This is a genomic window from Dermacoccus sp. NHGro5 (assembly GCF_017565385.1).
Lineage (GTDB): Bacteria > Actinomycetota > Actinomycetes > Actinomycetales > Dermatophilaceae > Dermacoccus > Dermacoccus nishinomiyaensis.
Window position 1 is genome coordinate 1 of the sequence record NZ_JAGEKQ010000004.1, and the last position, 21,278, is coordinate 21,278.

A 21,278-nucleotide genomic window follows, 5' to 3' on the forward strand; every position below is an offset into this window, starting at 1 on the left:
CCATCACCGTCAGCGAGGACTGAGGCGCCGCGACCGAGAGCGGTTCGCGCGGGCGCCGCGTCGGCTGAACCGGCCGCGCGACGGCGCGCCGTCGCGGCAGCGTGACTGACCTGACGAGCGGGTCCCCACCTCGAGGTGGGGACCCGCTCGTCATGTGTCGTGACGCTCGAAACCGTCAGTGCTGCGCGACGGGCGACGCGCCGCGCACGCCGGAGGAGTGCGGATCGTCCTCCATCGAGGAGTAGTCGAACGGATCGCGCCCGCCGAGCACATCACCGAGGCGCTCGCGGTCGATCGTCTTCGTCCACGTGCCGATCAGGACGGTCGCGACCGAGTTGCCCGCGAAGTTCGTCAGTGCGCGGGCCTCTGACATGAAGCGGTCGATGCCGACGATGAGGCCGACGCCGTCGACGAGCTCGGGCTTGTGGCTGCTGAGGCCACCGGCGAGGGTGGCGAGACCGGCGCCGGTGACGCCGGCCGCACCCTTGGAGGCGACGATCATGAAGACGAGCAGGCCGATCTGTTCCCCGATCGACATGGGCATGTTCATCGCGTCGGCGATGAAGAGCGAACTCATCGTCAGGTAGATCGCGGTGCCGTCGAGGTTGAACGAGTACCCCGTCGGCACGACGATGCCGACGGTGGAGCGGTCGATGCCGGCGTGCTCCATCTTCGCCATGAGGTTCGGCAGCGCCGACTCCGACGACGATGTCGCAAGGATGAGGAGGAACTCGCGGCCGAGGTACTTGAGCAGCTTCCAGATGTTGACGCGCGCGACGACCCACAGCAGCGCGCCGAGAATGACGAAGATGAACAGCGCGCACGTGACGTAGAAGCCCGCCATCAGTTTCGCCATCTCACCGACGGCCTTGGCGCCGGATTCGCCGACGACGGCCGCCATCGCACCGAACGCGCCGATCGGGGCGAGCCACAGCACCATCGACAGCACGCGGAACACGATCTTCTGCATCGTGGCGATCGCACGCAGCGCGGGTTCGGCGGAGTCGCCGATCCGCTGGATGGCGAAGCCGACGAGCAGTGCGATGAACAGCACCTGCAGGACGCTGCCGGAGGTGAACGCGGAGAAGAACGTGTCGGGGATGATGCTCTTGAGGAAGTCGATGAACCCACCCGACTTCTCGGCCGTCTTGACGTACTTGTCGGCCGATCCGTGCTTGACCGTCAGCCCGTGGCCCGGCTGGATGATGTTGCCGACGACGAGACCGATCGCAAGCGCGAACGTCGACATGGTGAGGAAGTAGGCGAGCGCCATGCCTCCTGCGCGCCCGACTGTCGCGGCCTTGCGGACGGAGCCGATGCCCAGCACGATCGTGCAGAAGATGACCGGCGTGATCATCATCTTGATGAGGCTGACGAACATCTCACCGAGCGGCTTCCAGGCCTTGGCCGCATCCGGCGCGACGAGACCGAAGACGATGCCGGCGATGACGGCGACGATGACGCCGATGTAGAGGTAGTGGCTGCGATCCCTCTTGGGAGATGTCGCTGCCGTGGAGACCTCCGGCGGCGCGCCCTCGGCGGAACTGCGCGGTGGTGGCGTGGGCGACGACGATACGTCGTAGTCGTACTGATCCGGCACGGATGGCTCCCGATCTTGCGGCTGAACTGTGACGCCGTTCACCCTAGGGTGAAGATCAGACGAACCACGAGGTGGGGTACCTCACACCGGATTTTGTGACGAAATCGATGCCCGCTGTGGGCGGGGGCGCTCGCGGGCTCCGGTCAACTACGAGTTCGGGCCGTGACTCAACTCACGCGGGCCCGCGTGACAGGAGCGCCGCGACCTCGGCGTGGTTGGTGTGCGGAAACATGTCGAACAGTCGCGCGGCCCGCACGTCGAAGCTCGGCATCGCGGCGAGATCGGCGGCGAGGCTCGTCGGGTTGCAGCTCGAGTAGATGACGTGCGCGACGCAGCTGCGCTCGAGCGCGTCGGCGAGCGCTTCGATGCCGCGTCGCGGCGGGTTGACGACGACGAGATCCGGAACGCCGTGCTCGGGCATGACGAGGGTGCTCGCGTCGCCGACGTCGAACGTCACGCTTGCCTCGAGGCCGGCGTCCGCAGCGCTGCGGCGGGCGCTGTCGATGGCGCTCGGTTCGATCTCGACGCCGTGGACGCGGCGGGTGCCGTCCGCAAGATGGAGGGCGAAGCCGCCGACGCCGCAGTACAGGTCGAGCACCTGACGAGCGTCGACGTCGTCGGCCCACGCGCGCGCCTGGCGGTACAACGCCGCGGCGACATCGGTGTTCGTCTGGAAGAAGCTGCGGTGCTGCAGGTACAGCGTCACGTCGCCGACGGCCGCACGCAGCGTCTGCGTGGGCGTCAGGGCGATCTCGACATCCCCCTCGACGACGGCCTTGTGCTCCGGATGGATGTTCGCAGAGACGGCGACGATCTGCGGCAGGCGGTCCGTCAGGGCGGGCAGGGCGGCGCTGAGTCGGTCAACTCCGTCATTGGTGCGCACGACGAAGCGGACGAGCAACTCGCCGTCAGTGTTGGTGGTGACGATGACGAACTTGAGCTCGCCCGTGCGCGCGTCGACGTCATAGGGCATGAGACGTGCGTAGGTGATGAACCCGGCGAGGTCGGGCACGACGTCCCAGATCGGCCGTTCCTGGATGGGGCACTCGCGCAGGTCGACGGCAGGGCGCCCGGGCAGTGCGAGCCCGAGCGTCGGAGCGTCGACGTGGCCGCCGACGGCGAGCTTCACCTTGTTGCGAAACGCGGCCGGGCGCGATGCGGCGGGGGAGAGCCACGCCTCGGGCGCCACTCGTGCGGCGAGGGTGTGCTCGACGGACGTCTGCTTGCGCATGAGTTGCTCGTCGTACGGCACGGCCAGGTTCGTGCACGAGCGGCACGCACCGACGTCGAAATAGTGGCAGTGCACGCGCTCAGCGGCGGACGGTGAAGTCGTCGTAACCCTCGGGGGCGACGTCTCGCACCTCGACGTCGTCGACGGACGCCGCGTCGGGGCCGTCGTGACACCAGTCCACGAGCGATTCGACGGCGTCCGGCGTACCCTCGGCGACGACGTGCACCGCGCCGTCATCGAGGTTCTCGATGTAGCCGACGAGCCCCAGCGTGCGCGCCTGCTCGGCGCACGCGGCGCGGTAGCTGACGCCCTGAACAGTGCCGGTGACGCGCAGATCGACCGCGCGGGATTGGTTCGAGACTGGCATGTGCCTACGGTACGTCAGCGGCCCGCTGGCCTGCATCAGCGCCGCACGTAGGGGCCGTGGCCGGGTCTCGGGTGCCGCGCCGGCCGGTTTCGCAGCTCGAACGCGCGTTGGATAGGTTCACTCTCGACCCTGGTTCCTCCTGTCGCGTCGCTGGGCAGGCCTCGAGAATGGATGGCGCATGTCCGACGCACCGGGTGCCGAGGGCGCCCCGAACGAGTTGACCGACGCCGAGCGTCGCCTCGGCGGCATCCCCGACGCAGCCCGCGACGACGACGTCAGCCCCGTTGAAGCGGAGCGTCTGGCGCGTCGACATGTGCTGCACGTGTCGTTCCTCGCCGCGTTCGGCGGGCTGCTCTACGGCTACGACACCGGCGTGATCTCGGGTGCGATGCTGCACGTCACCGAAGAGTTCCACATCAACGAGGAGCGCTTCGGCTCGGCGGCGCACAACATCACGGAGATCATCACCTCATCGATCCTGCTCGGCGCGGTGCTCGGTGCGCTGGGCACGAGCGTCATCGTCAAGAGGGGCGGGCGGCGCAAGGCGATCATCGGCATCGCGGCCGTGTTCGCGATCGGCGTGCTGCTCAGCGGCGCCGCGAACGACTGGTGGACGCTGTCGCTCGCGCGCGTCTTCCTCGGCCTCGCCGTCGGTGGCTCGACGATGGCGATCCCGACGTACATCTCCGAGCTCGCACCGCCCGCGAAGCGCGGCAGCTACGTGACGTTCTTCAACGTCGCGATCGGCGTCGGCATCCTCACCGCGAGTCTCGTCAACTACTTCCGCGACTCCGCGATCAGCTGGCGGGTCCGGATCGCCGCCGCTGTCGTTCCGGCGCTCGTGCTGCTCATCGGGATGAAGCCGCTGCCGGAGAGTCCACGCTGGCTGGTGCAGCAGGGGTTCGTCAACCCCGCTCGTCGGGTGCTGCGCTGGGTGCGTCCGAGCACGCGCGCGGTCGACGCGGAGATCGCCGAGATCAAGCGCACCTACCGCGAGGAGCAGCAGGCCTCCGGTGAGGGGGAGTGGCGAACCCTGTTCAGCGAGAAGTGGATTCGCCCGGCACTGTTCGCCGGCATCATGGTCGCGATCTTCACGCAGATCACCGGCTTGGAGATGATGATCTACTACACGCCGACGATCCTGAAGAACAACGTCGGCTTCTCCGACGACATGGCGCAGGCGGGCAACGTCGGCGTCGGCGTCGTCTATCTCGTCATGACGACGCTCGGCAAGTTCGTCGTCGACCGCATCGGGCGTCGCCGTCTCATGCTCGTCATGCTGCCCGGAGCCGCAGTGTCTATCGCCGCGTTCGGCATCGCGTTCTGGGTGACGAACGACGACCCGCCTGCGGGCGTCGCGCTCGCGCTCATCCTGTCCTTCATGTTCTTCCAGGCCGGCGGCATCCAGGTCGTCGGGTGGCTCATGGGTTCGGAGCTGTACCCGCTCAAGGTGCGTTCGGCGGCGACGGCGCTGCACGCGGCCGCGCTGTGGGGTTCGAACCTGCTCATCACGCTGACCGCCCTCACGCTCATCGACTGGCTGTCGCTGCCGGGCGCGATGATCTTCTACGCCGTGATCAACGTCATCGCCTGGGTGACGGTGTACTTCTTCGTTCCTGAGACGAGGGGTCGCAGCCTCGAAGAGATCGAGTCGAGCCTGCAGGACGGCACGTTCCTGCCACATCGTGGGCGCAAGCGCTCGCCCGCCGACGCCTGACGGCATCCCGCCGCAGACCGGCGCTCGTCTCGTGAGAGGCGAGCGCCGTTCGCGTCGTGGGGGATTGGTGCTGGACGTTAGGCAGACCTAACATGGCATGAGAAGCGTCGACGAACCGTTCGACAAGTAATGCCTGGTTATGTTTACGCTAACAACTCGTTCATGACGCCTGCCGGACATCACCCTGCCCGACGACGCCACCACCGCACGGCCAACGCCGTGCCACCTGCAGAAGGGGATTGCATGCGAGACCTTCGCGTCGCCGTCATCGGAGCCGGCCCGGCCGGCATCTACGCCTCGGACATCCTGACGAAGCAGCACGAGGGTGCGCGCGTCGACCTGTTCGACCGGCTGCCCGCACCGTACGGCCTCGTGCGCTATGGCGTGGCGCCCGACCACCCGCGCATCAAGGAGATCATCAAGGCGCTGCGCCGCGTGCTGTCGGGAGATCGCATCCGCTTCATCGGCAACGTCGACTACGGCACCGACCTCGACCTCGAACAGCTGCAGGAGCACTACGACGCCGTCATCTTCTCCACGGGCGCCTCGAGCGACCGACCGCTGAACATCCCCGGCATCGACCTCGACGGTAGCTTCGGCGCCGCAGACTTCGTCTCCTGGTACGACGGCCACCCCGACGTGCCGCGCGAATGGCCGCTGACGGCGCGCAAGGTCGCCGTCCTCGGCGCCGGCAACGTCGCCCTCGACGTCGCGCGCATGCTCGCCAAGCCCGCCGACGAGCAGCTGACGACCGAAATCCCCCAGAACGTCTACGAGGGGTTGAAGGCGAACCAGGCGACGGAGGTGCACGTCTTCGCGCGCCGCGGCCCGGCGCAGCTGAAGTTCTCACCGATGGAGTTCCGCGAGCTGTCGCACAGCCCGAGCATCGACGTCATCGTGCACGAGGAGGGCTTCGAGATCGACGAGGCCGGCCAGGCCGCGATCAACGCGAGCAAGTCGACGAAGCTCGTCGTCAACACGCTGCTCAAGTACCTCGAGAACGAGCCGAGCCGCGCGCCGCACCAGATCCACCTGCACCTGTGCGAGGCGCCCGTCGAGATCCTCGGCGAGGACGGCCGCGTCGTCGGCCTGCGCACCGAGCACCAGGAGTTCAACGGCGACGCGACGACGCACGGCACGGGCGAGTTCCGCGACTGGGACGTACAGGCCGTCTACCGCGCCGTCGGGTACTACAGTTCGCCGCTGCGCGACCTGCCCTTCGACGACGCCGCGGGCGTCGTGCCCAACGAGGCGGGCCGCGTGACGGACGTCAGCGGCGAGGTGATGCCGGCGACGTACGTGACGGGGTGGATCAAGCGCGGCCCCGTCGGGCTCATCGGGCACACGAAGTCGGATGCATCGGAGACCATTGCGTGCCTGCTCGAGGACCTCGACTCGCTGCCCACGCCCAGTGGCGGCGACCCGGACGCGCTGCTACGTCACCTGCTTGATTCGGGTGTCGAGATCACGCTCTGGGATCACTGGGAGCGTCTCGACGCCCACGAGATCGCCCTCGGCGAGAGCGCCGGCCGCGAGCGCGTCAAGGTCGTGTCCCGTGAGGACATGATCGCCGCCGGTCAGGCATACGCCGAGGATCTTGCGTCCTGACGAGCTGCTGACGGTGGCGCCCGGCCCGGCTGGATCGGGATGCAAGGGGGCGAGTTGCTCTCGTGCGTCCCGATGCCGGGCACGCGGGTCTCGAGATGGCGCAAGGCCACCTCGAGACCCGCGACGCGTCAGTTCGCGGTCGACTTCTGCAGCGTGACGGACGCCGTGTGCGACGCGCCGGAGGTGTCGCTCCACGTCACCTTCATCGTCGAGCCGGGGTAGCGGGTGCCCATGAGCGAGCTGAGGGAGTCGGTCGAGGTGACGGCCTTGCCGTCGAGGGCGGTGATCGTGTCACCCGCCGTCATCCCCGTGCTTGCGACAGCCGAGCCGTTCAGCACCTGCTGCACGACGACGCCGGTGTCGCTGGCGCCCCGCAACGACGAGCTCGGGACGACGGCCACGCCGAGGGCGGCCTTCGCGCCGATGTGATTCGTCGTCGTCTTGCGGCCGGCGAGGATGTCGTCGGCGATCGACTTGGCCTGCGTGATCGGGATGGCGTACCCCTCGGCGTTGCTGCGCTGATAGCCGGTGAGCGAGTTCGTCGCGGATGCGGCGGTGTCGATTCCGACGACCTAGCCCGCGGCGTCGAACAGAGGCCCGCCGGAGTAGCCGCCGACGATGGGCGCGTTCGTCTGCACGAGGTTCGTCAGGTTCTCACCGGACGACAATGACCCCTGTTCGGAGGCGGTGATCGAGCGCCCCGTCGCCGTCACGATGCCGGAGGCGGCGTAGAGCACGCCCTCGCCGCCGCCTTGGCCGACGGCGAGAACCTCTTCGGCCGTCCTGACTCCGTCGGTGTCCAGAGTGACGGTATCGAGGTTCTTCGCACCGCTGAGCTTGAGCACGGCGACGTCGTGGGATTCGTCGTGCCCGACGACGCTCGCCGTGTATGACCCGCCGTTCGGGACGGTGACGCGGATCTGCGTCGAGCCGGAGACGACGTGGTAGTTCGTCAGGACGGTGCCATCGGCCGTGAGCACCATGCCGGAGCCCGCAGCCTCACCGCTCGAGGTGGCCACGTCGATCATGACGACGCCCTTGCTCTGAGCGGCGGTGGCGCGCGTCGTCGTTCCGCTGGATGACGCGCCACTGGCTTGCGCGCCGCCGTTCGACGGCGATGTGCTCGAGCCGTCGGGTGCGGTTTGCGGCGTCGAGGCGCCGCCCTGATCCGTGTCAGTGGATGAGCTGCCCGAATCGGTGGTGCTGCGAGCGCTGGCGGCGTCGAGCTGACTGCGCAGCTGACGGGTGACGGAGCCGGCGTCGAACGCGCTGAGGGAACCGTCGTGCACGCCGATTGCCAAGGGGGCGGCGATGGCGGCCGAGCATGCTGCGGTGAGGGCGACGAGGGCGGGGCTGCGCATGGGATGCTCCTTGGGGCGAGTGCTCGGGCTTGCGATGGTGTGCGTCCCTGGCGTCGCGATGTGTTGGCGCGAGGGCGACGGCGACGGCGGTGCGTCGACGTGTTGAGACCAAGTGAAGGTGACGCACCGTGGGGTCCGCTGTCGCCGACCTGTGGCGTCGCTGTGTCGGCTGACGCCCGTGCGGCAGGTGGTGGAGGGCGCGCAGCGCACGGCCGCGACGTTGCATGACTTTTGAGCATCTGCACGAGGAATGTGCGCGATATTCCTCGTGCAGATGCGCAGAACTCGTGCAGCTGCGCGCCGGGGCCGGCTCGGAACGGTATGAGGGGGTAGGAGACACTGGTCGCCGGGGGACAGGTGCGAAAGGGGGCGGTGTGAACATCTGGCCGCACATCGGCATCGGCGCCAGTGGCGTCGTCGGCGTCGTCGTCGCGACAGTGGTGCTGTACGCCGTCTTCGTCGCGATCCTGCATTTCTGGGGCGTACGGTATCTGGCGGCCGGTTCGACGATGTCCGTCGCCGTGTTCACCGTCCTCGGGGCGCTGTGCGCCCGCGCGATGCTGGGCAACTCGCCGACGTTGTGCGGTGCGCTCGTCGCGATGGCCACCCTGTTCGTCCTGGAGTTCGGTTTCGGACGGCTGCACGCGGTGATGTCGATGCGCAGCCACCGCGCCGCGGGCCGCGCCCGGGCGTGGGCCGTCATGATCGACGGGCGGGCACGCCCGGACGCCCTGCGCCACATCGGCCTCACCGCCGAGCGGTTGCACGAACGGTTGCGAGCCGGGGGAGTGCGGCACCTCGACGACGTCGCCCTCGCCGTCCTCGAACCGCGCGGCACGCTGACGGTCGTCCGGCGCGGCGAGAGCATCGACCCGCAGTTGCTGGTCGGGATCGCCGGGTTGCCGCCGGGATTCGGTGACGTCGATACGACCGGCGGCCGCTGAACACCCCTCGAGATCGGGTGGCTTCCGTAGAGCACGTGTTCTCGCGATCTGCCACAGTGGCGGGATGACGATGCGCGCAGTGGTAATGCAAGAGATCGCGGGGGCCGTCGGCGTCGAGGAGGTCGAGGTGCCCGCCCTGCCTGACGACGCCGTCCTCGTCGAGGTGCGCGCGACGGGGTTGTGCCGCAGCGACTGGCACACGTGGGCCGGTCATGATGACGTCGAGCTGCCGCACGTGCCCGGTCACGAGTTCGCCGGGGTGATCACTGAGGTCGGTTCGGACGTCGTGAACTGGCGGGTCGGGCAGCGGGTGACGATGCCGTTCGTCGAGGGCTGCGGCGCCTGCGAGTGGTGTCGCACCGGTGACGCGCAGGTCTGTCCGACCCAGGATCAGCCGGGGTTCACGCACTGGGGATCGTTCGCGCAGTACGTCGTCGCGCGACGCGCGGACACGAACCTCGTCGCAATCCCCGACGCTGTGAGCTTCGCGGCCGCCGCGAGCCTCGGGTGCCGGTTCGCGACGGCCTTTCGAGCTCTGACGGCTCGTGCTGATGTGCAGCCGGGTGAATGGGTGTGCGTCGTCGGCGCCGGGGGAGTCGGACTCAGCGCCGTCATGATCGCGAAGTCGCTCGGGGCGCGTGTCGTCGCCGTGGACCGCAACGCCGACGCGCTGGCGCTCGCGACGTGCGAGGGCGCGGACGCCGTCGTCCTGGCCAGGGGCGCCGGGGTCGCTGAGACCAACGAGCCTGTCGACGTGGCGGCCCGCGTCCACGAGATCACGGGTGGCGGAGCGCACGTCGCCGTCGACGCGGTGGGCAGCGAATCGACGTGTTCTGACGCGATTCATGCGCTGCGGCGTCGTGGGCGGCACGTGCAGGTGGGGTTGTTGCCGCCGGTGGACGGGCATCCGCGCGTGCCGATGGCGCGCGTCATCGGTTGGGAGCTCGACGTGTTCGGCAGCCATGGCATGGCCGCCGCCGACTATCCGGCGATGCTGGCGCTCGTCGCCGACGGCCGACTAGATCCCGGGCGACTCATCGCCCGCACCGTCAGCCTCGACGACGGCGCGGCGATGCTGCCGACGTTCGACGCCTCGCCGCTCTCCGGCGTGACGATGATCGACCCGCGTCGCTGACGCACCCAGCTCGTGGCGAGCGCGGTAGGCGTGCTGTCGGCAGTAACCACTCCAGACGACGACAACACTGACAAAGAAGCGTCCGTCCTGTGCGTCGTCGCCCAGCGTCATGGCGGGCCCGAGGGCGCGAGGTGCGACGCATCAACGGGCGGGGCGTCGACAAAGGCCATCTTGCGCCTGGGGGAGGTAGTTCTGTTCACCCCTGAGTTCGGTGGAGCATCTCGCCGACGAGCGTGCGACAGCGCTCGGCGATGTCGTCGCGGATGAGCTGCATGCGCTCGGTGCCCTCGATGCCGCGCGTCGACGGCTCATCGGTGTGCCACGTCTCGATCGTTGCGAGCATGCCGTCGATCGGTTCGAGCCGTGCAGCAGAGCCGACGATGATGACGCGGTCGGCAGTGCGCAGCACGGCGGGGTCGATGGCCTTGGGATGTTCGCCGTCGAAGGTTGCGCCGAGGGTGGCGACGGCGGTCGCCGACTCCGCGTTCACGGCCCTGCCGGGCTGAGTGCCGGCGGAGTGGACATCGAGGCGCTCGCGAGCGAAATGGCGCGTGAGCGCGGCCGCCATCTGCGACTTGCCAGCGTTCTTGACGCAGACGAAGAGGACGCGCGGTCGACGATCCGCGTCAGCTGCGCCATCGGGCGAGGAGGTGGGACGGTCAGCGCGGGGCATCGTGGTCGGCCTCGAGCATGGGTTGGGGGAAGCGATCGCGCAGAGCCAGGCTGACGTAGACCAGAGCGACGAGAACGGGGACCTCGATGAGCGGGCCGACGACCCCGGCGAGTGCCTGGCCGGAGGTGACGCCGAACGTCGCGATGGCGACGGCGATGGCGAGCTCGAAGTTGTTGCCGGCAGCGGTGAAGGCGAGAGTCGTCGTCCGTTCGTAGCCCATGCCCAGGGCCCGGCCGAGCAGGTAGCCGCCGCCCCACATGAGCGCGAAGTAGGCGAGCAGGGGCAGCGCGATGCGGGCGACGTCGAGGGGGTGCGACGTGATCTGTGCGCCCTGCAACGCAAACAGGACGACGATGGTGAACAGCAGGCCGTAGAGCGCCCACGGCCCGATGCGGGGCAGAAAACGCGACTCGTACGCCTCACGGCCCCAACGCCTCTCGCCGATGCGCCGACTGAGGTAACCCGCGAGCAGCGGGAGGCCGAGGAAGACGAGAACCGACGCGGCGATGTGCCAGGGGGAGACGTCGAGATGTGATTGGTCGAGGCCGAGCCAGCCGGGCAGGACGCTGAGGTAGAACCAGCCGAGCGCGGCGAACGCGACGATCTGGAACAGCGCGTTGAGCGCGACGAGCACAGCAGCCGCGTCGCGGTCGCCGCAGGCGAGGTCATTCCAGATGATGACCATGGCGATGCAGCGCGCGAGGCCGACGATGATGAGGCCGGTGCGGTAGGTCGGCAGATCCGGCAGGAAGATCCACGCGAGGGCGAACATGAGCAACGGCCCGACCATCCAGTTGAGTGCGAGCGAGGCGCCGAGTAGCCGCCGGTCGGACGTGACGGCGTCGAGCTTGTCGTAACGCACCTTGGCGAGCACCGGGTACATCATGATGAGCAACCCGATGGCGATGGGCAGCGAGACCCCCTGGATCTCGACGGCTGACAAGGCGTCGTCGAGGCCGGGCACGAGGCGTCCCAACAGGAGGCCTGCCACCATGGCGGCGATGATCCACACGGGCAGGAAGCGGTCGAGCGTCGACAGTCTCGCGCGGGGCGATGCAGGGGAGTTCACGGTCGGCCGCCTTTTTTCGTCATCGGTGAATACGGTGCCATCGTGAGGCGTGATTCGACATGTGTCAAAATAGTTGAGTGACGATCGACGGGTGTGAGCGGCGGGGTGAGGCGACGTCGCGGGATGGTGCGCCTCGAGTCGTGGCGAACGACGAAGATGTTGCGCGCGCTGCTGCCGTGTTCAAGGCGCTCGGCGATTCGGCGCGTCTACGCCTGTTCGACGCGATCGTCGCGGCGGCGCCAGGGGAGATCTGTGTCTGCGACCTGCCGGACCTGGAATTGTCGCAGGCGACGATCTCGCATCACCTGCGCAAGCTGCGCGACGCTGGGCTCGTCACCTCAGAACGTCGCGGCACGTGGGTCTACTACCGCAGTGTGCCCGGGTCGCTGGATCCGGTTCGGGAGCTTCTGGGGGTCGAGTCGTCCCGAGTGGCGGCCCGGACGACGCTCGCGAGGTCGTAGCGACAACGCTGGAGGCGTCACCTCCATGGCGCGTGCGCCCCTCTGATCGACGCTTGCAGCGCCGGGTGTGACTCGAACGCCGGCACCGCTGCCTGCGCGCGGGTTCAGGAGGGTGGAAGTTCGCCTCGTCCGGGCCGTACGCGTCGTTCGGCCTCGGTGATGGCGACATCGTTGATGCTCGCCTCGCGACGGCTCATGTAACCGTCGGCATCGAAGTGCCACAGCTCGTTGCCGTAGGAACGCCACCACTGACCGTCATCGTCATGCCACTCGTACTGGAAACGCACGGCGATGCGGTCGTCGGTGAACGCCCACAGGTTCTTGCGCAACCGGTATTCGTGTTCGCGCGCCCACTTGCGAGTGAGGAACTCGATGACGGCGTCACGCCCGACGATGCTCTCGCCGCGGTTTCGCCACACGGTGTCCGGCGTATAGGCGCCGGCGACGCGTTCGGGGTCTCGCGTGTTCCACGCGTCCTCGGCAGCTTGCACCTTTGCGGCCGCTGTCTCGGCTGTGAAGGGTGGGACAGGGGGACGGGGTGCGTTCATGGCGGTCTCCTGGAATGGTTGTCGTTCAGATGGATGCTACGCGTTCGATCACACGTCCGCGCCACGCCAACGAGGTGTGCGACGTGCTCGTCCCCGTGTCGGCGGGGCACAGCGTGGTCATGATCGGGACGCCCACGTCGGGGGCGCCGGGCGGTACTCGATCCCATCTTGGACCTCGCGTGCGCGCTCAGGGGTGGCGGGGCGTCCGACGAGATGCAGGGCCATGTCGATGCCGGCGGAGACGCCTGCGTCCGTGATGACCTGCCCGTCGTCGATCCATCGCTGACCCGGGCATGGTTGGGCCTTGGGGTCGAGGGCCGCGACGCTGGCGAACGTGTCGTGGTAGGTCGTGAACGGGCGCTGGTGCAGCAACCCCGCGGCGGCAAGGAGGCGAGCGACCGTGCAAACACTCGCGCCGATGGCATCTCGCTGCGCAGCCTCCTGCAGCCAGCCGCGGTGGCTCTCGTTTCGCAGACGCTCGAGCGAACCGTCGCCCCCGGGCTCGATGACGACGTCGGCCCGAGGAATGTTGACCTCTGCGCGCGCGGTGTGAGGATCAGGCCCTTCGCGGAGCGTCGATGACGACTCCAGGTTTGCATCCGAAGCGAACCAAGCAGGCAAATAGCTCGGGGAGGCGAGCGTCACGCCGCGCCGTCTGTCACCGCGTCTGCGCGGGGCAGCAGTTTGGGCAGGATGTCGCCCAGGGTGACGACGCCACTGAAAGCGCCGTTGTCGGTGACGACGGCGAGCTGGTGGCTGCCTTCACGCATCAGCCGAAGCGCTTCATGCAGGGCCGTGTCGCGGGGCAGTTCGAGGACGGGACGGGCCACGGTGTCCGCAGGTGTCGCCTCGGGGAGCATCAGCGTGTCTCGCACGTGCACGACGCCCCGTACGCCGGAACCAGCGCCGGCGGGCTCCATCAGCAACACGCGCGTGTGCCCCTTGCGCATCACGGCAGCCTGAACATCACCGACGGTTGCCGTGGCGGGAGCCGCCGTAGGGGCGCCACGCCCGTCAAGCAGGTCTGCGATCGTCAGGCGTTCAAGGTCGATTGCACTTGTCAGTGAGGTGCGGTAGGCGAGGTCGAGCGCTCCGACGCTCGCTGAGTGCTCGACGAGCTGGCGCAATGACGTCGAGTCTTGCGATTCGCTGACTTCATCGACCGGTTCGACACCGGAGCGGCGCACGAGCCAGTTCGCGGCACGGTTCAACGCCGCAAGGATCGGACGTGTGACACGCATGAAAGCGCGCATCGGCAGCGCCAGCATGATCGCGGACTTTTCGGGGTGTGCGATCGCCCATGACTTGGGCGCCATTTCCCCGATGACGAGGTGCAGGAACGTGACGATGATGAGCGCGAGGACGAACGCGGCGACGTCGGCAGCCGTCTCACCCAGGCCGACCATCTCCAGGGGTCTCATCAGGGCGTGGTGCACGGCAGGTTTGGTGATGGCACCCAATGCGAGGGTGCACACGGTGATCCCAAGCTGTGACGCTGCGAGGAGCATCGTGATTTCGCCCGAGCTGCGAAGCGCGGCACGCGCGGACGCTGACGGGTTGTCTTCAAGGCGGTGGGTGCGCGCGTTGATGAGGGAGAACTCGGCGGCGACGAAGAACGCCGACAGGGCGATGATGGCGATTGTCGCGATAGTCGTGGCGAAGGGATTCATCGGTCGCTCCCTTCTTCCTCGGTGTCGTGCGGGGCTGATTCTGGTTCGAGCAGGGTCAACCTGAGCAGGGACGGCACGTGCCGTTCCACAGCAAGAACTTCGATGTCGAGGCGGGATGGCGGGGCGTCCTCATCCACGGCCAGTACACGCGGGCCCTGGGGTACGTCGATGACGACACGCTCACCGACGCGCGGGAGCGTACCGAGGCGACCCACCACGAGGCCCGCCACCGTTTCGTATTCACCCTCGGGCAGGTCTACGTCAAGAGCACGTTCGACCTCGTCGATGTGCACGGACCCTTGCATCACCCACTGGCCGTCATCGGGCAGCGGCGCATACTCGGGTAGGACCGGGTCGTGCTCGTCGGTGATTTCCCCGACAACTTCCTCTGCCAGGTCTTCGACGGTGATGATGCCGGTGAACCCGCCGAACTCGTCGATGACACATGCGAGTTGCTGCTTGGCGCGGTCGAGTTCGCTCAACGCGGTGGACAACCCCATCAGCTCAGGAACGATCAGTGCCGGACGCATCACCGACGAGACCGGCCGAGCGCCATCCTGCGCGGCGAGCACATCGACGAGGTGCACGACACCGGCGACGTCGTCGGTGCCGTCGATCACGGGGTAGCGCGTGTGCCCGCTCGCCATGAGAGCGCGCATCTCAGCGATGTTTGTTTCAGTTCGCACTGAGTCGACCTGAGCGCGGGGGATCATCGCGTGAGCGACGTTCTCGGTGGGAAAGTCGATGATGCGATCCAGCATGTCTGACAGTTCCGGCGCGAGGTCGCCCGTCTGCTTCGACGCCTCGACAACGTGGTGCAGGTCATCCGCTGTGGCGGCCTGCTCGACGTCGTGCACCGGTTCGATGCCGACACGCTTCAACAGCAGCTCAGCGGACTTGTCGAACACCCAGATGGCCGGGCCGAACACCTTCAAGTACAGGGCGCTCGACCGTGCGAGAGCGCCGCTGACCTGCTCGGGGCGAGCTATAGCGTAGTTCTTCGGGTAAAGCTCACCGAACAGCATCTGCACGAACGTGGAGAAGGTGATTGCGAGAATGCCGCCCACGGTCAGGCCGATGCCGGTGGGGATGCCGACTCCGCCCAGCATGGACGACAGCGCCATTCCGATGAGTGGTTCGGCCACGTAGCCGACAAGCAGGCCTGTCACGGTGATACCGAGCTGCGCGCCGGACAGGAGGAACGAGGTGCGGCGGGTGATAGCGAGGGTGCGGCGTGCCGTGTCATCGCCTGCCTGCGCGCGAGCCGTCAGCTTGGAGCGGTCCACGGACATGTAGGCGAACTCTTGCGCCACGAAGTACGCGGTCACTGCGGTGATCGCAAGAACGACGACGACACCGGTCAAGAGGGACAAGGCGTCGTTCATGGCCGCTCCGCCCCGGGTCCGCTGAACATGTTGGAAAAGGGCGGCGGTGGTAGGGGGTTCATCCGTATTCCCGATCGTGGGTTCGCGACAGCCGCACTGGGCGCGTCTCGCGCGCTCTGCGCGTGACGGCCCAGCGTAGCCCGTACTGTGTCCCCATCTCTTTTAGTCCGCGTACGGGCGGCGGTGCACCGGGTGCCGCTACCGCTCGACGACCCACGTCCGGTCGGGAAGCACCGGCCGTTTCCCTCATCGGGGACAAGAAGCGGTCATTCCACCCGGTCGGCCTGTAACCGGGCGGCGCGGTTCAAATTGGATGCAACAAATAGGCGGCGTGGTCCTGGCTATCTGCTCTTGGTTCACCCTGGAAGCAAAGCGACAGGGGGTGTGGGTGCTGGGGAAGGCCCCTCATCCGCTTACTTAACATAATGTCGATTATCGGATGACGAACGTGGCGCAGAAGAGGTCCCAATGACAGTGGGTCACACCGCTGTGTGCGATGTGACCCACTGCTGGCTCTCGCCGCCAGACTGCTGACGCTTACGTCCGCGCGCCCGAAGCGTCAGGACACGTCGTCGAGCGTCAACATCGTGCCGTTGAACTCGAATGTGTCTTCGGCTCGCTTGCCCTCGATGGCTGCGTAGATCGGTGCGTCCGGTGAGATGCCCAGGTAGGTAGTGCCGCCCGAGGTGAACTCGTCCGTCGCCACGCCGACGACGAAGTGCTCGCCGCCGAAACTGATGACCGCGCCGGGCTTGACGACGTCACACGCCGTCGTCAACGCCTTCGCCGTCTCGACGATGCGCTGCTGCGTCTTGTCGACCTCTTGGAGCGTGTCGTGCATGTCGCCAGCGTCCTCCTGATGCGAGACGTCGTCGACGCGGTGTTCGTCCTGCTCGATCACCTCGCCGACCTGCTGGCGCAGGCGCACAGCCTCGTCGGCCTGGTCGAGGCGCTCACTCAGGTGTGCGACGAGGTCCTTCAGGACCTGCGCCTTGTCGACATCGCTCACGGTGGTCTCCTCCTGACGCAACTCCCCTGCGCCATAAATATAGCTAATGGATGTAAAGCGCGATCCTCAGACCGCAGCTGCCTCGACCTTCGGACGGTTCGCGTACCACTGGTACAGGCCCGCGATGAGCCCGCCACCGATGATGTTGCCGAGCGTCACCGGCAGCAGATTGTTGACGAAGACATGCGTCCAGGTGAGATCCGAGTACGCCGACATGTCGAGGCCCTTGAGGAACTTCGCTCCCCCGTGATCCTTGAAGATCATGGCGAGCGGCAGGAAGAACATGTTGGCGATCGAGTGCTCCAGACCCGTCGCGACGAACAGCGCGACCGGCCCGACGACGGCGAACGCCTTGTCGACGAGCGTCTTGCCGGCGAACGCCATCCACACCGCGAGGCAGACCGCGAGGTTCGCGAAGATGCCGAGGACGAACGCCTCACCCCACGAGTGATGCAGCTTGGCGGCCGCGCCGTCGAGGACGACCTTGCCCCACCCGTTCTTGCCGTTCGTCTGCAGCCCACCGAAGTAGCACAGCGCCGCGACGAGCAGCGCGCCGACGAAGTTGAACACCCACACGATCACCCAGTGCAGCGCGAACTGGGGCCACGTGATGCGTCCAACGACCTTGGCGATGATCGTCATCGTCGAGGACGTGAACAGCTCCGCGCCCGTCACGATGACGAGCAGCAGGCCGACGGAGAACGCGACGCCGCCAATGGTGCGCGAGATGCCCCACGGCATCGTCGACGCGCCCGTTTGCGTCGTGATGTAGAAGACAAAACCGAGCGCGATCCATGCGCCGCCCAGCACGGCGAGCATGGCGATGCGCCACGGTTCGCGCACAGGCCGCTTGGCCATCGCGGCCTCGGCAGCCGTCGCGATCGCTTCAGGGGTGAGGATGGCGGTCGATGCGGCGGGTGGCGCCGCAGGCGCCGGGGCCGAGCTGACGGGCGCGGCGGGCGTCGACGAATCAGTGGGATGGCTCATGGCCACAGCGTACGAGATGGCCCGCCGCCGGGTGGCGCGACGCTCCGCACGGCCCGGGCACCTCACCTGCCACGTGCGACGGCCGGGGCGAATGCTTCCGAAAATCGCAGATGGGGACGCAGATCGCGAAGGTGGACGTGAGTCGCCGATGGCTACGCAGATCGCGAATGGGGACGTACATCGCACGTGGGGCGGGGCCGCTGGGCAGTAGTCGGAAGCTCTCTGAGGCCTTCGAACCGAGGCGTTCGGGCAGGGGTGAACGTCAGCCCTGCATGGCCTTGATGATGGCGACCTCGCGAGTCAGATCCGGTGCAGGAGCGCGTCGCTCGCGCGCGTCGTGGCAGGCCCACCAGGCGTTGGCAAGCACCCGAATGATCGTCCATGCCCGGGCCGCTTCGGGCGCGACGCCCATCGGGTCGCACGCGTAATCGACGCGAAAACGCAGATGATTCCTCAGGTTGTAGGCGTCAGCGGCCTCGTCCCACCGGTTCCACAACAACGGTGCAACCGCGAGCGCGAGGTTTCCCGCGACCGGTTTCGGATCGATCGCGACGAGCCCGCCAATAGCTCCGGCTCGCGTCACGCTCATGACGTTGTCGTCGTGCAGATCCGAGTGCACGAGCGTCGCGTCGACACCACGCTCTTGCGCGAGCGATCTCGCCAACGACACCCCCTGGGTGACGAACCGCCTCGGCATCGGCAGCTCCTCCCCCGTCAGCCGCTCGGCGATCCGGCCGCACCACGCAGACGCCGTGTCGAGCTGCGGCAACGCCGGCACGGCGAGACGCCGGTGGATCGCGCCGATCGTCTCCGCCGCGTCGAGCGACGACATCTCCACCAGCTGCGTCGCCGGCCGACACCGTTCGAGCAGCAGCGCCCATGACGACGGTTCGGCCGCGACGAGCTTGACCGCTCCGACACCGCGCCACGCGCGCAGCGCCAGGTGCTCGTGCCGCGCCTCGGCGTGCGGCCACGCGAGCTTGAGCGCGAGCCGCTCCGAACCCCGCCGCACCGGCACGACGAGCGCGCACTGACCGTGCATAGACGGCCCGTCCGGCGTCAGACGCCAGGTGCCCAGCAGCGTCTCGAGCGTCTTCGGGACGCTGCGCAGCCACGCCTCACCGTCAGGCAGCCCGGCGCCGTCAGCCGCCCGACCGGCCATCAGCGCTCGCAGCGACTCGGGGATCAACGCGTCCGTCTCGACCATTGCCCGATCCTGTCATGCGCGTCGAGTCCCCAACTCGGCGCGCAGGCGACATCTCGCTCGGCGCGCCGCCCCGCGTCGAGCGGCTACGCACGCAGGCCGGCAGGCACCACTGTCACGCGCGGTTCAGGTTCTGACGGTTGTTGAGGGCGATGCCCATGAGATGCCGATACAGCGCCGCGATGTCGAAGTTCTTGGGGAACTCGAACGTGTACTCGCCGTACTGCAGGGTGTGGGCCCTGAGGTAAGGCGTCACGACGTACGTGATCGTGATCTCCGAGTCGTCGACTCCTCCGCCTGCGGTCTCTGCGGTGACGTCCACGATCGCAGCCAGCTGGATCGACTTGACGCGAGTCTTCTTCCCCGTCGCACCCTGGTGATCGAGCGTGATGATGCGGAAGTTGGTCATGCAGAAGCCGTCGCGCAGCATCTTGTACGCCGACTGGATCTGCTCACCCTCGAGCAGCCAGGGGCCGTAGAGCTCATGTGCTTGCTGCGGGTCGATCTGCTGCATGTTGCCGGCGAGGCCCTGAAAGATTCCCATGCCGTGAATCTACGTGGCTGGAGGCACCTGCGGGCGCCCGGCGCCCTGCTCCTTGTCTCCGCGACTCCTGCTGCGAGGTAGGCCACGCGGGCGACCGGGGGACGACCGCAGCCCGCCCTGTCATCCCACTCGGCTGAGCAGCCGACGGGCAGCGGACCGTGCATGCGGCAGCTCGGGCGGCTCCCGCATATCCTCTGGGGCATGGGTGAGTTCCGCGTCAGTCGCAGCCGTCACATCGCTGCGCCGCTCGAGCAGGTGCACGGGTTCGTCGACGACTTCCACGAGTGGGTGCACTGGTCACCGTGGGAGGGGCTCGATCCGCAGCTGCGCCGCACCTATTCGGGGGCCGCACGTGGCGTCGGCGCGCAGTACGAGTGGGCCGGCGACAAGAAGGCCGGGTCGGGACACATGGAGATCCTCGACTCGACGCCGCACGAGATCACCGTCGCGCTCACGTTCACGGCGCCGTTCGAGTCGGAGAACACCTCCCACTTCGCCTTCTCCCCCGCCGCTGACGGCGGAACCGACGTCACCTGGACGATGACGGGTCCGCAGAGCGCGCCGCAGCGCGTCCTGTTCACCCTCATCCGCATGAACGCGAAAGTGGCGAAGGACGTCGACAAGGGCCTCGCCGCCCTCGACGCCGCCGCGACGGGCCGCGCGCCCGCGGGCGCCTGACGGTTCGCGAGCGCCGTCCGTGCCAGATTTTCATCCCCTTCCCCGCCGTCACGGCCTCAGTGCCGCATGGGTGCGCACGCCCGATCGTGACCGCACGAACCCCATGCCCTGGCCGACGATGCGGGCGTTCCTGCACGACAAGCTGCCCGACCACGTCGACGTCGACGGGATGCTCGAACGCGGCCGTTTCGTCGACGACCACGGCCGATCCTGGAACGGTGACGAACCGTACCGGCCGCACACGTTCGTCCACTTCCACCGCGAGCTGCGCGAGGAGCCGGAGGTGCCGTTCGAACTCACGGTGCTGCACGAGGACGAACGCATCGTCGTCGTCGACAAGCCGCACTTCCTCGCTTCCATCCCGCGCGGCAGGCACGTCACGCAGTCGGTCGTCGTCAAGGCGCGCGCGATGCTCGACGAACCGACGCTCGTGCCCGTTCACCGCCTCGACCGGCTCACCGCGGGGGTGCTCCTGCTGACGCGCGAGCCACGCTGGCGCGCCGCATACCAGGGCATCTTCGAAGCGCGGCAGGTGAGCAAGACGTACGAGGCCGTCGCGGCGTACGACCCGTCGCTCGAGCTGCCGCGTCGGGTCGAGTCGCACATCCGCAAGCAGCACGGCCTCGCGCAGGCGTTCGAGGTGCCGGGGGCGCCGGTCAACGCCATCACCGACATCGAACTCGGGCAGGTGCGCGGCGACGTCGCCACCTACCGACTCACCCCCGCCACGGGCCGCACCCATCAGCTGCGCCTGCACCTCAACGGTCTCGGCATCCCGATCGTCGGCGATCCGCTCTATCCGCACGTGCGTCTCGACGACGACATCGACGACTTCACGCGTCCGCTGCAGTTGCTCGCGAAGACGCTCGCGTTCGTCGACCCCGTCGACGGCACCCCCCGCCACTTCACATCGGCGCGCACCCTCACCTGGCCCGACGGCACCGCGGCTCCGTCGCCGGCGTGACCACGCTGACGTCCTGCCCAACCCTCGGACGTCACGTCGCCGGCGGCCAACGCAGCACTAGACAGATGAGGACGAATCACGCGGCGATGCGTCTGTGGGCGACTCACCGCGACTGACGCCGTC

The 21,278-nt window shown here is 67.9% G+C and carries 22 protein-coding genes; 7 read left to right on the forward strand and 15 right to left on the reverse strand.

The features are described 5' to 3' along the window. Window positions 1-175: 175 nt before the first annotated feature. From J4Z35_RS01025 to J4Z35_RS01035, 3 genes are all read right to left on the reverse strand, one after another. Window positions 176-1,600 (reverse strand): cation:dicarboxylase symporter family transporter, encoded by a 1,425-nt coding sequence (locus tag J4Z35_RS01025; RefSeq protein WP_074039247.1) that lies wholly within the window; start codon window positions 1,598-1,600, stop codon window positions 176-178. Between the two features lie 172 nt (window positions 1,601-1,772). Next, entirely contained in the window at window positions 1,773-2,906 is a 1,134-nt protein-coding gene (locus tag J4Z35_RS01030; RefSeq protein WP_208065304.1) for a methyltransferase domain-containing protein, read from the reverse strand. A 4-nt stretch (window positions 2,907-2,910) separates the two neighbouring features. Then, window positions 2,911-3,198: an acylphosphatase gene (locus J4Z35_RS01035; RefSeq protein ID WP_208065305.1), complete on the reverse strand. Its 288-nt coding sequence runs from the start codon at window positions 3,196-3,198 to the stop codon at window positions 2,911-2,913. Between the two features lie 178 nt (window positions 3,199-3,376). Here J4Z35_RS01035 and J4Z35_RS01040 point away from each other — a divergent pair, with 178 nt between their 5' ends. Together J4Z35_RS01040 and J4Z35_RS01045 are read left to right on the forward strand one after the other, a co-directional pair. Further along, window positions 3,377-4,915, forward strand: coding sequence for a sugar porter family MFS transporter (locus tag J4Z35_RS01040; protein WP_208065306.1), 1,539 nt, complete (start codon window positions 3,377-3,379; stop codon window positions 4,913-4,915). Between the two features lie 243 nt (window positions 4,916-5,158). Further along, complete coding sequence (locus J4Z35_RS01045; protein WP_208065307.1) at window positions 5,159-6,523, forward strand: FAD-dependent oxidoreductase; 1,365 nt, start codon at window positions 5,159-5,161, stop codon at window positions 6,521-6,523. Window positions 6,524-6,651: 128 nt separating this feature from the next. On the opposite strand, the gene J4Z35_RS01050 is transcribed toward J4Z35_RS01045, so the two are convergent. Then, window positions 6,652-6,924 (reverse strand): PDZ domain-containing protein, encoded by a 273-nt coding sequence (locus tag J4Z35_RS01050; protein WP_160126202.1) that lies wholly within the window; start codon window positions 6,922-6,924, stop codon window positions 6,652-6,654. A gap of 171 nt (window positions 6,925-7,095) precedes the next feature. After that, the gene (locus J4Z35_RS01055) at window positions 7,096-7,884 is read right to left on the reverse strand and encodes a trypsin-like peptidase domain-containing protein (RefSeq protein WP_131941003.1); all 789 of its coding nucleotides are present in this window, start codon (window positions 7,882-7,884) and stop codon (window positions 7,096-7,098) included. Window positions 7,885-8,258: 374 nt separating this feature from the next. On the opposite strand from J4Z35_RS01055, the gene J4Z35_RS14790 reads away from it, so the two are divergent. Then, window positions 8,259-8,828, forward strand: a complete 570-nt coding sequence (locus J4Z35_RS14790; protein ID WP_160126203.1) for a YetF domain-containing protein — start codon at window positions 8,259-8,261, stop codon at window positions 8,826-8,828. A gap of 70 nt (window positions 8,829-8,898) precedes the next feature. Next, window positions 8,899-9,963 (forward strand): alcohol dehydrogenase catalytic domain-containing protein, encoded by a 1,065-nt coding sequence (locus tag J4Z35_RS01065; protein WP_208065333.1) that lies wholly within the window; start codon window positions 8,899-8,901, stop codon window positions 9,961-9,963. A gap of 196 nt (window positions 9,964-10,159) precedes the next feature. Here J4Z35_RS01065 and J4Z35_RS01070 read toward each other — a convergent pair whose 3' ends face one another. Together J4Z35_RS01070 and arsB are read right to left on the reverse strand one after the other, a co-directional pair. Next, window positions 10,160-10,636 (reverse strand): low molecular weight phosphatase family protein, encoded by a 477-nt coding sequence (locus J4Z35_RS01070; protein WP_131941007.1) that lies wholly within the window; start codon window positions 10,634-10,636, stop codon window positions 10,160-10,162. Then, window positions 10,623-11,705 (reverse strand): ACR3 family arsenite efflux transporter, encoded by a 1,083-nt coding sequence (gene arsB, locus J4Z35_RS01075; RefSeq protein ID WP_136788270.1) that lies wholly within the window; start codon window positions 11,703-11,705, stop codon window positions 10,623-10,625. Before arsB ends, J4Z35_RS01070 begins: the two co-directional genes overlap by 14 nt. Window positions 11,706-11,845: 140 nt before the next feature. On the opposite strand from arsB, the gene J4Z35_RS01080 reads away from it, so the two are divergent. After that, complete coding sequence (locus tag J4Z35_RS01080; RefSeq protein WP_074045342.1) at window positions 11,846-12,166, forward strand: metalloregulator ArsR/SmtB family transcription factor; 321 nt, start codon at window positions 11,846-11,848, stop codon at window positions 12,164-12,166. 104 nt (window positions 12,167-12,270) lie between these two features. Here J4Z35_RS01080 and J4Z35_RS01085 read toward each other — a convergent pair whose 3' ends face one another. The 8 genes from J4Z35_RS01085 to J4Z35_RS01120 all read right to left on the reverse strand — a co-directional run bounded on the left by J4Z35_RS01085 (window position 12,271) and on the right by J4Z35_RS01120 (window position 19,513). Continuing rightward, a complete protein-coding gene (locus J4Z35_RS01085; protein ID WP_038568072.1) occupies window positions 12,271-12,714 on the reverse strand; it encodes a nuclear transport factor 2 family protein in 444 nt (147 codons plus the stop codon). 117 nt (window positions 12,715-12,831) lie between these two features. Further along, complete coding sequence (locus J4Z35_RS01090) at window positions 12,832-13,359, reverse strand: DJ-1/PfpI family protein (protein ID WP_144694027.1); 528 nt, start codon at window positions 13,357-13,359, stop codon at window positions 12,832-12,834. Next, entirely contained in the window at window positions 13,356-14,384 is a 1,029-nt protein-coding gene (locus tag J4Z35_RS01095; RefSeq protein ID WP_115296242.1) for a hemolysin family protein, read from the reverse strand. Before J4Z35_RS01095 ends, J4Z35_RS01090 begins: the two co-directional genes overlap by 4 nt. After that, the gene (locus tag J4Z35_RS01100; RefSeq protein ID WP_115296241.1) at window positions 14,381-15,769 is read right to left on the reverse strand and encodes a hemolysin family protein; all 1,389 of its coding nucleotides are present in this window, start codon (window positions 15,767-15,769) and stop codon (window positions 14,381-14,383) included. The genes J4Z35_RS01095 and J4Z35_RS01100 overlap by 4 nt, the downstream gene beginning before the upstream one ends. A gap of 559 nt (window positions 15,770-16,328) precedes the next feature. Beyond that, window positions 16,329-16,778 carry a hypothetical protein gene (locus J4Z35_RS01105; RefSeq protein ID WP_131941011.1) on the reverse strand — a complete coding sequence of 150 codons (450 nt, stop codon included), beginning with the start codon at window positions 16,776-16,778 and terminating at the stop codon, window positions 16,329-16,331. A gap of 66 nt (window positions 16,779-16,844) precedes the next feature. Then, window positions 16,845-17,765, reverse strand: a complete 921-nt coding sequence (locus J4Z35_RS01110) for a formate transporter FocA (RefSeq protein WP_115296240.1) — start codon at window positions 17,763-17,765, stop codon at window positions 16,845-16,847. A gap of 262 nt (window positions 17,766-18,027) precedes the next feature. Beyond that, window positions 18,028-18,972 carry an aminoglycoside phosphotransferase family protein gene (locus J4Z35_RS01115; protein WP_131941013.1) on the reverse strand — a complete coding sequence of 315 codons (945 nt, stop codon included), beginning with the start codon at window positions 18,970-18,972 and terminating at the stop codon, window positions 18,028-18,030. 112 nt (window positions 18,973-19,084) lie between these two features. Beyond that, window positions 19,085-19,513, reverse strand: a complete 429-nt coding sequence (locus J4Z35_RS01120; protein ID WP_006947257.1) for a PH domain-containing protein — start codon at window positions 19,511-19,513, stop codon at window positions 19,085-19,087. Between the two features lie 201 nt (window positions 19,514-19,714). Here J4Z35_RS01120 and J4Z35_RS01125 point away from each other — a divergent pair, with 201 nt between their 5' ends. Then, entirely contained in the window at window positions 19,715-20,191 is a 477-nt protein-coding gene (locus tag J4Z35_RS01125; RefSeq protein ID WP_160126204.1) for an SRPBCC family protein, read from the forward strand. Window positions 20,192-20,294: 103 nt separating this feature from the next. Further along, window positions 20,295-21,155 (forward strand): pseudouridine synthase, encoded by an 861-nt coding sequence (locus J4Z35_RS01130; protein WP_006947219.1) that lies wholly within the window; start codon window positions 20,295-20,297, stop codon window positions 21,153-21,155. The last annotated feature ends 123 nt before the right edge of the window (window positions 21,156-21,278 follow it).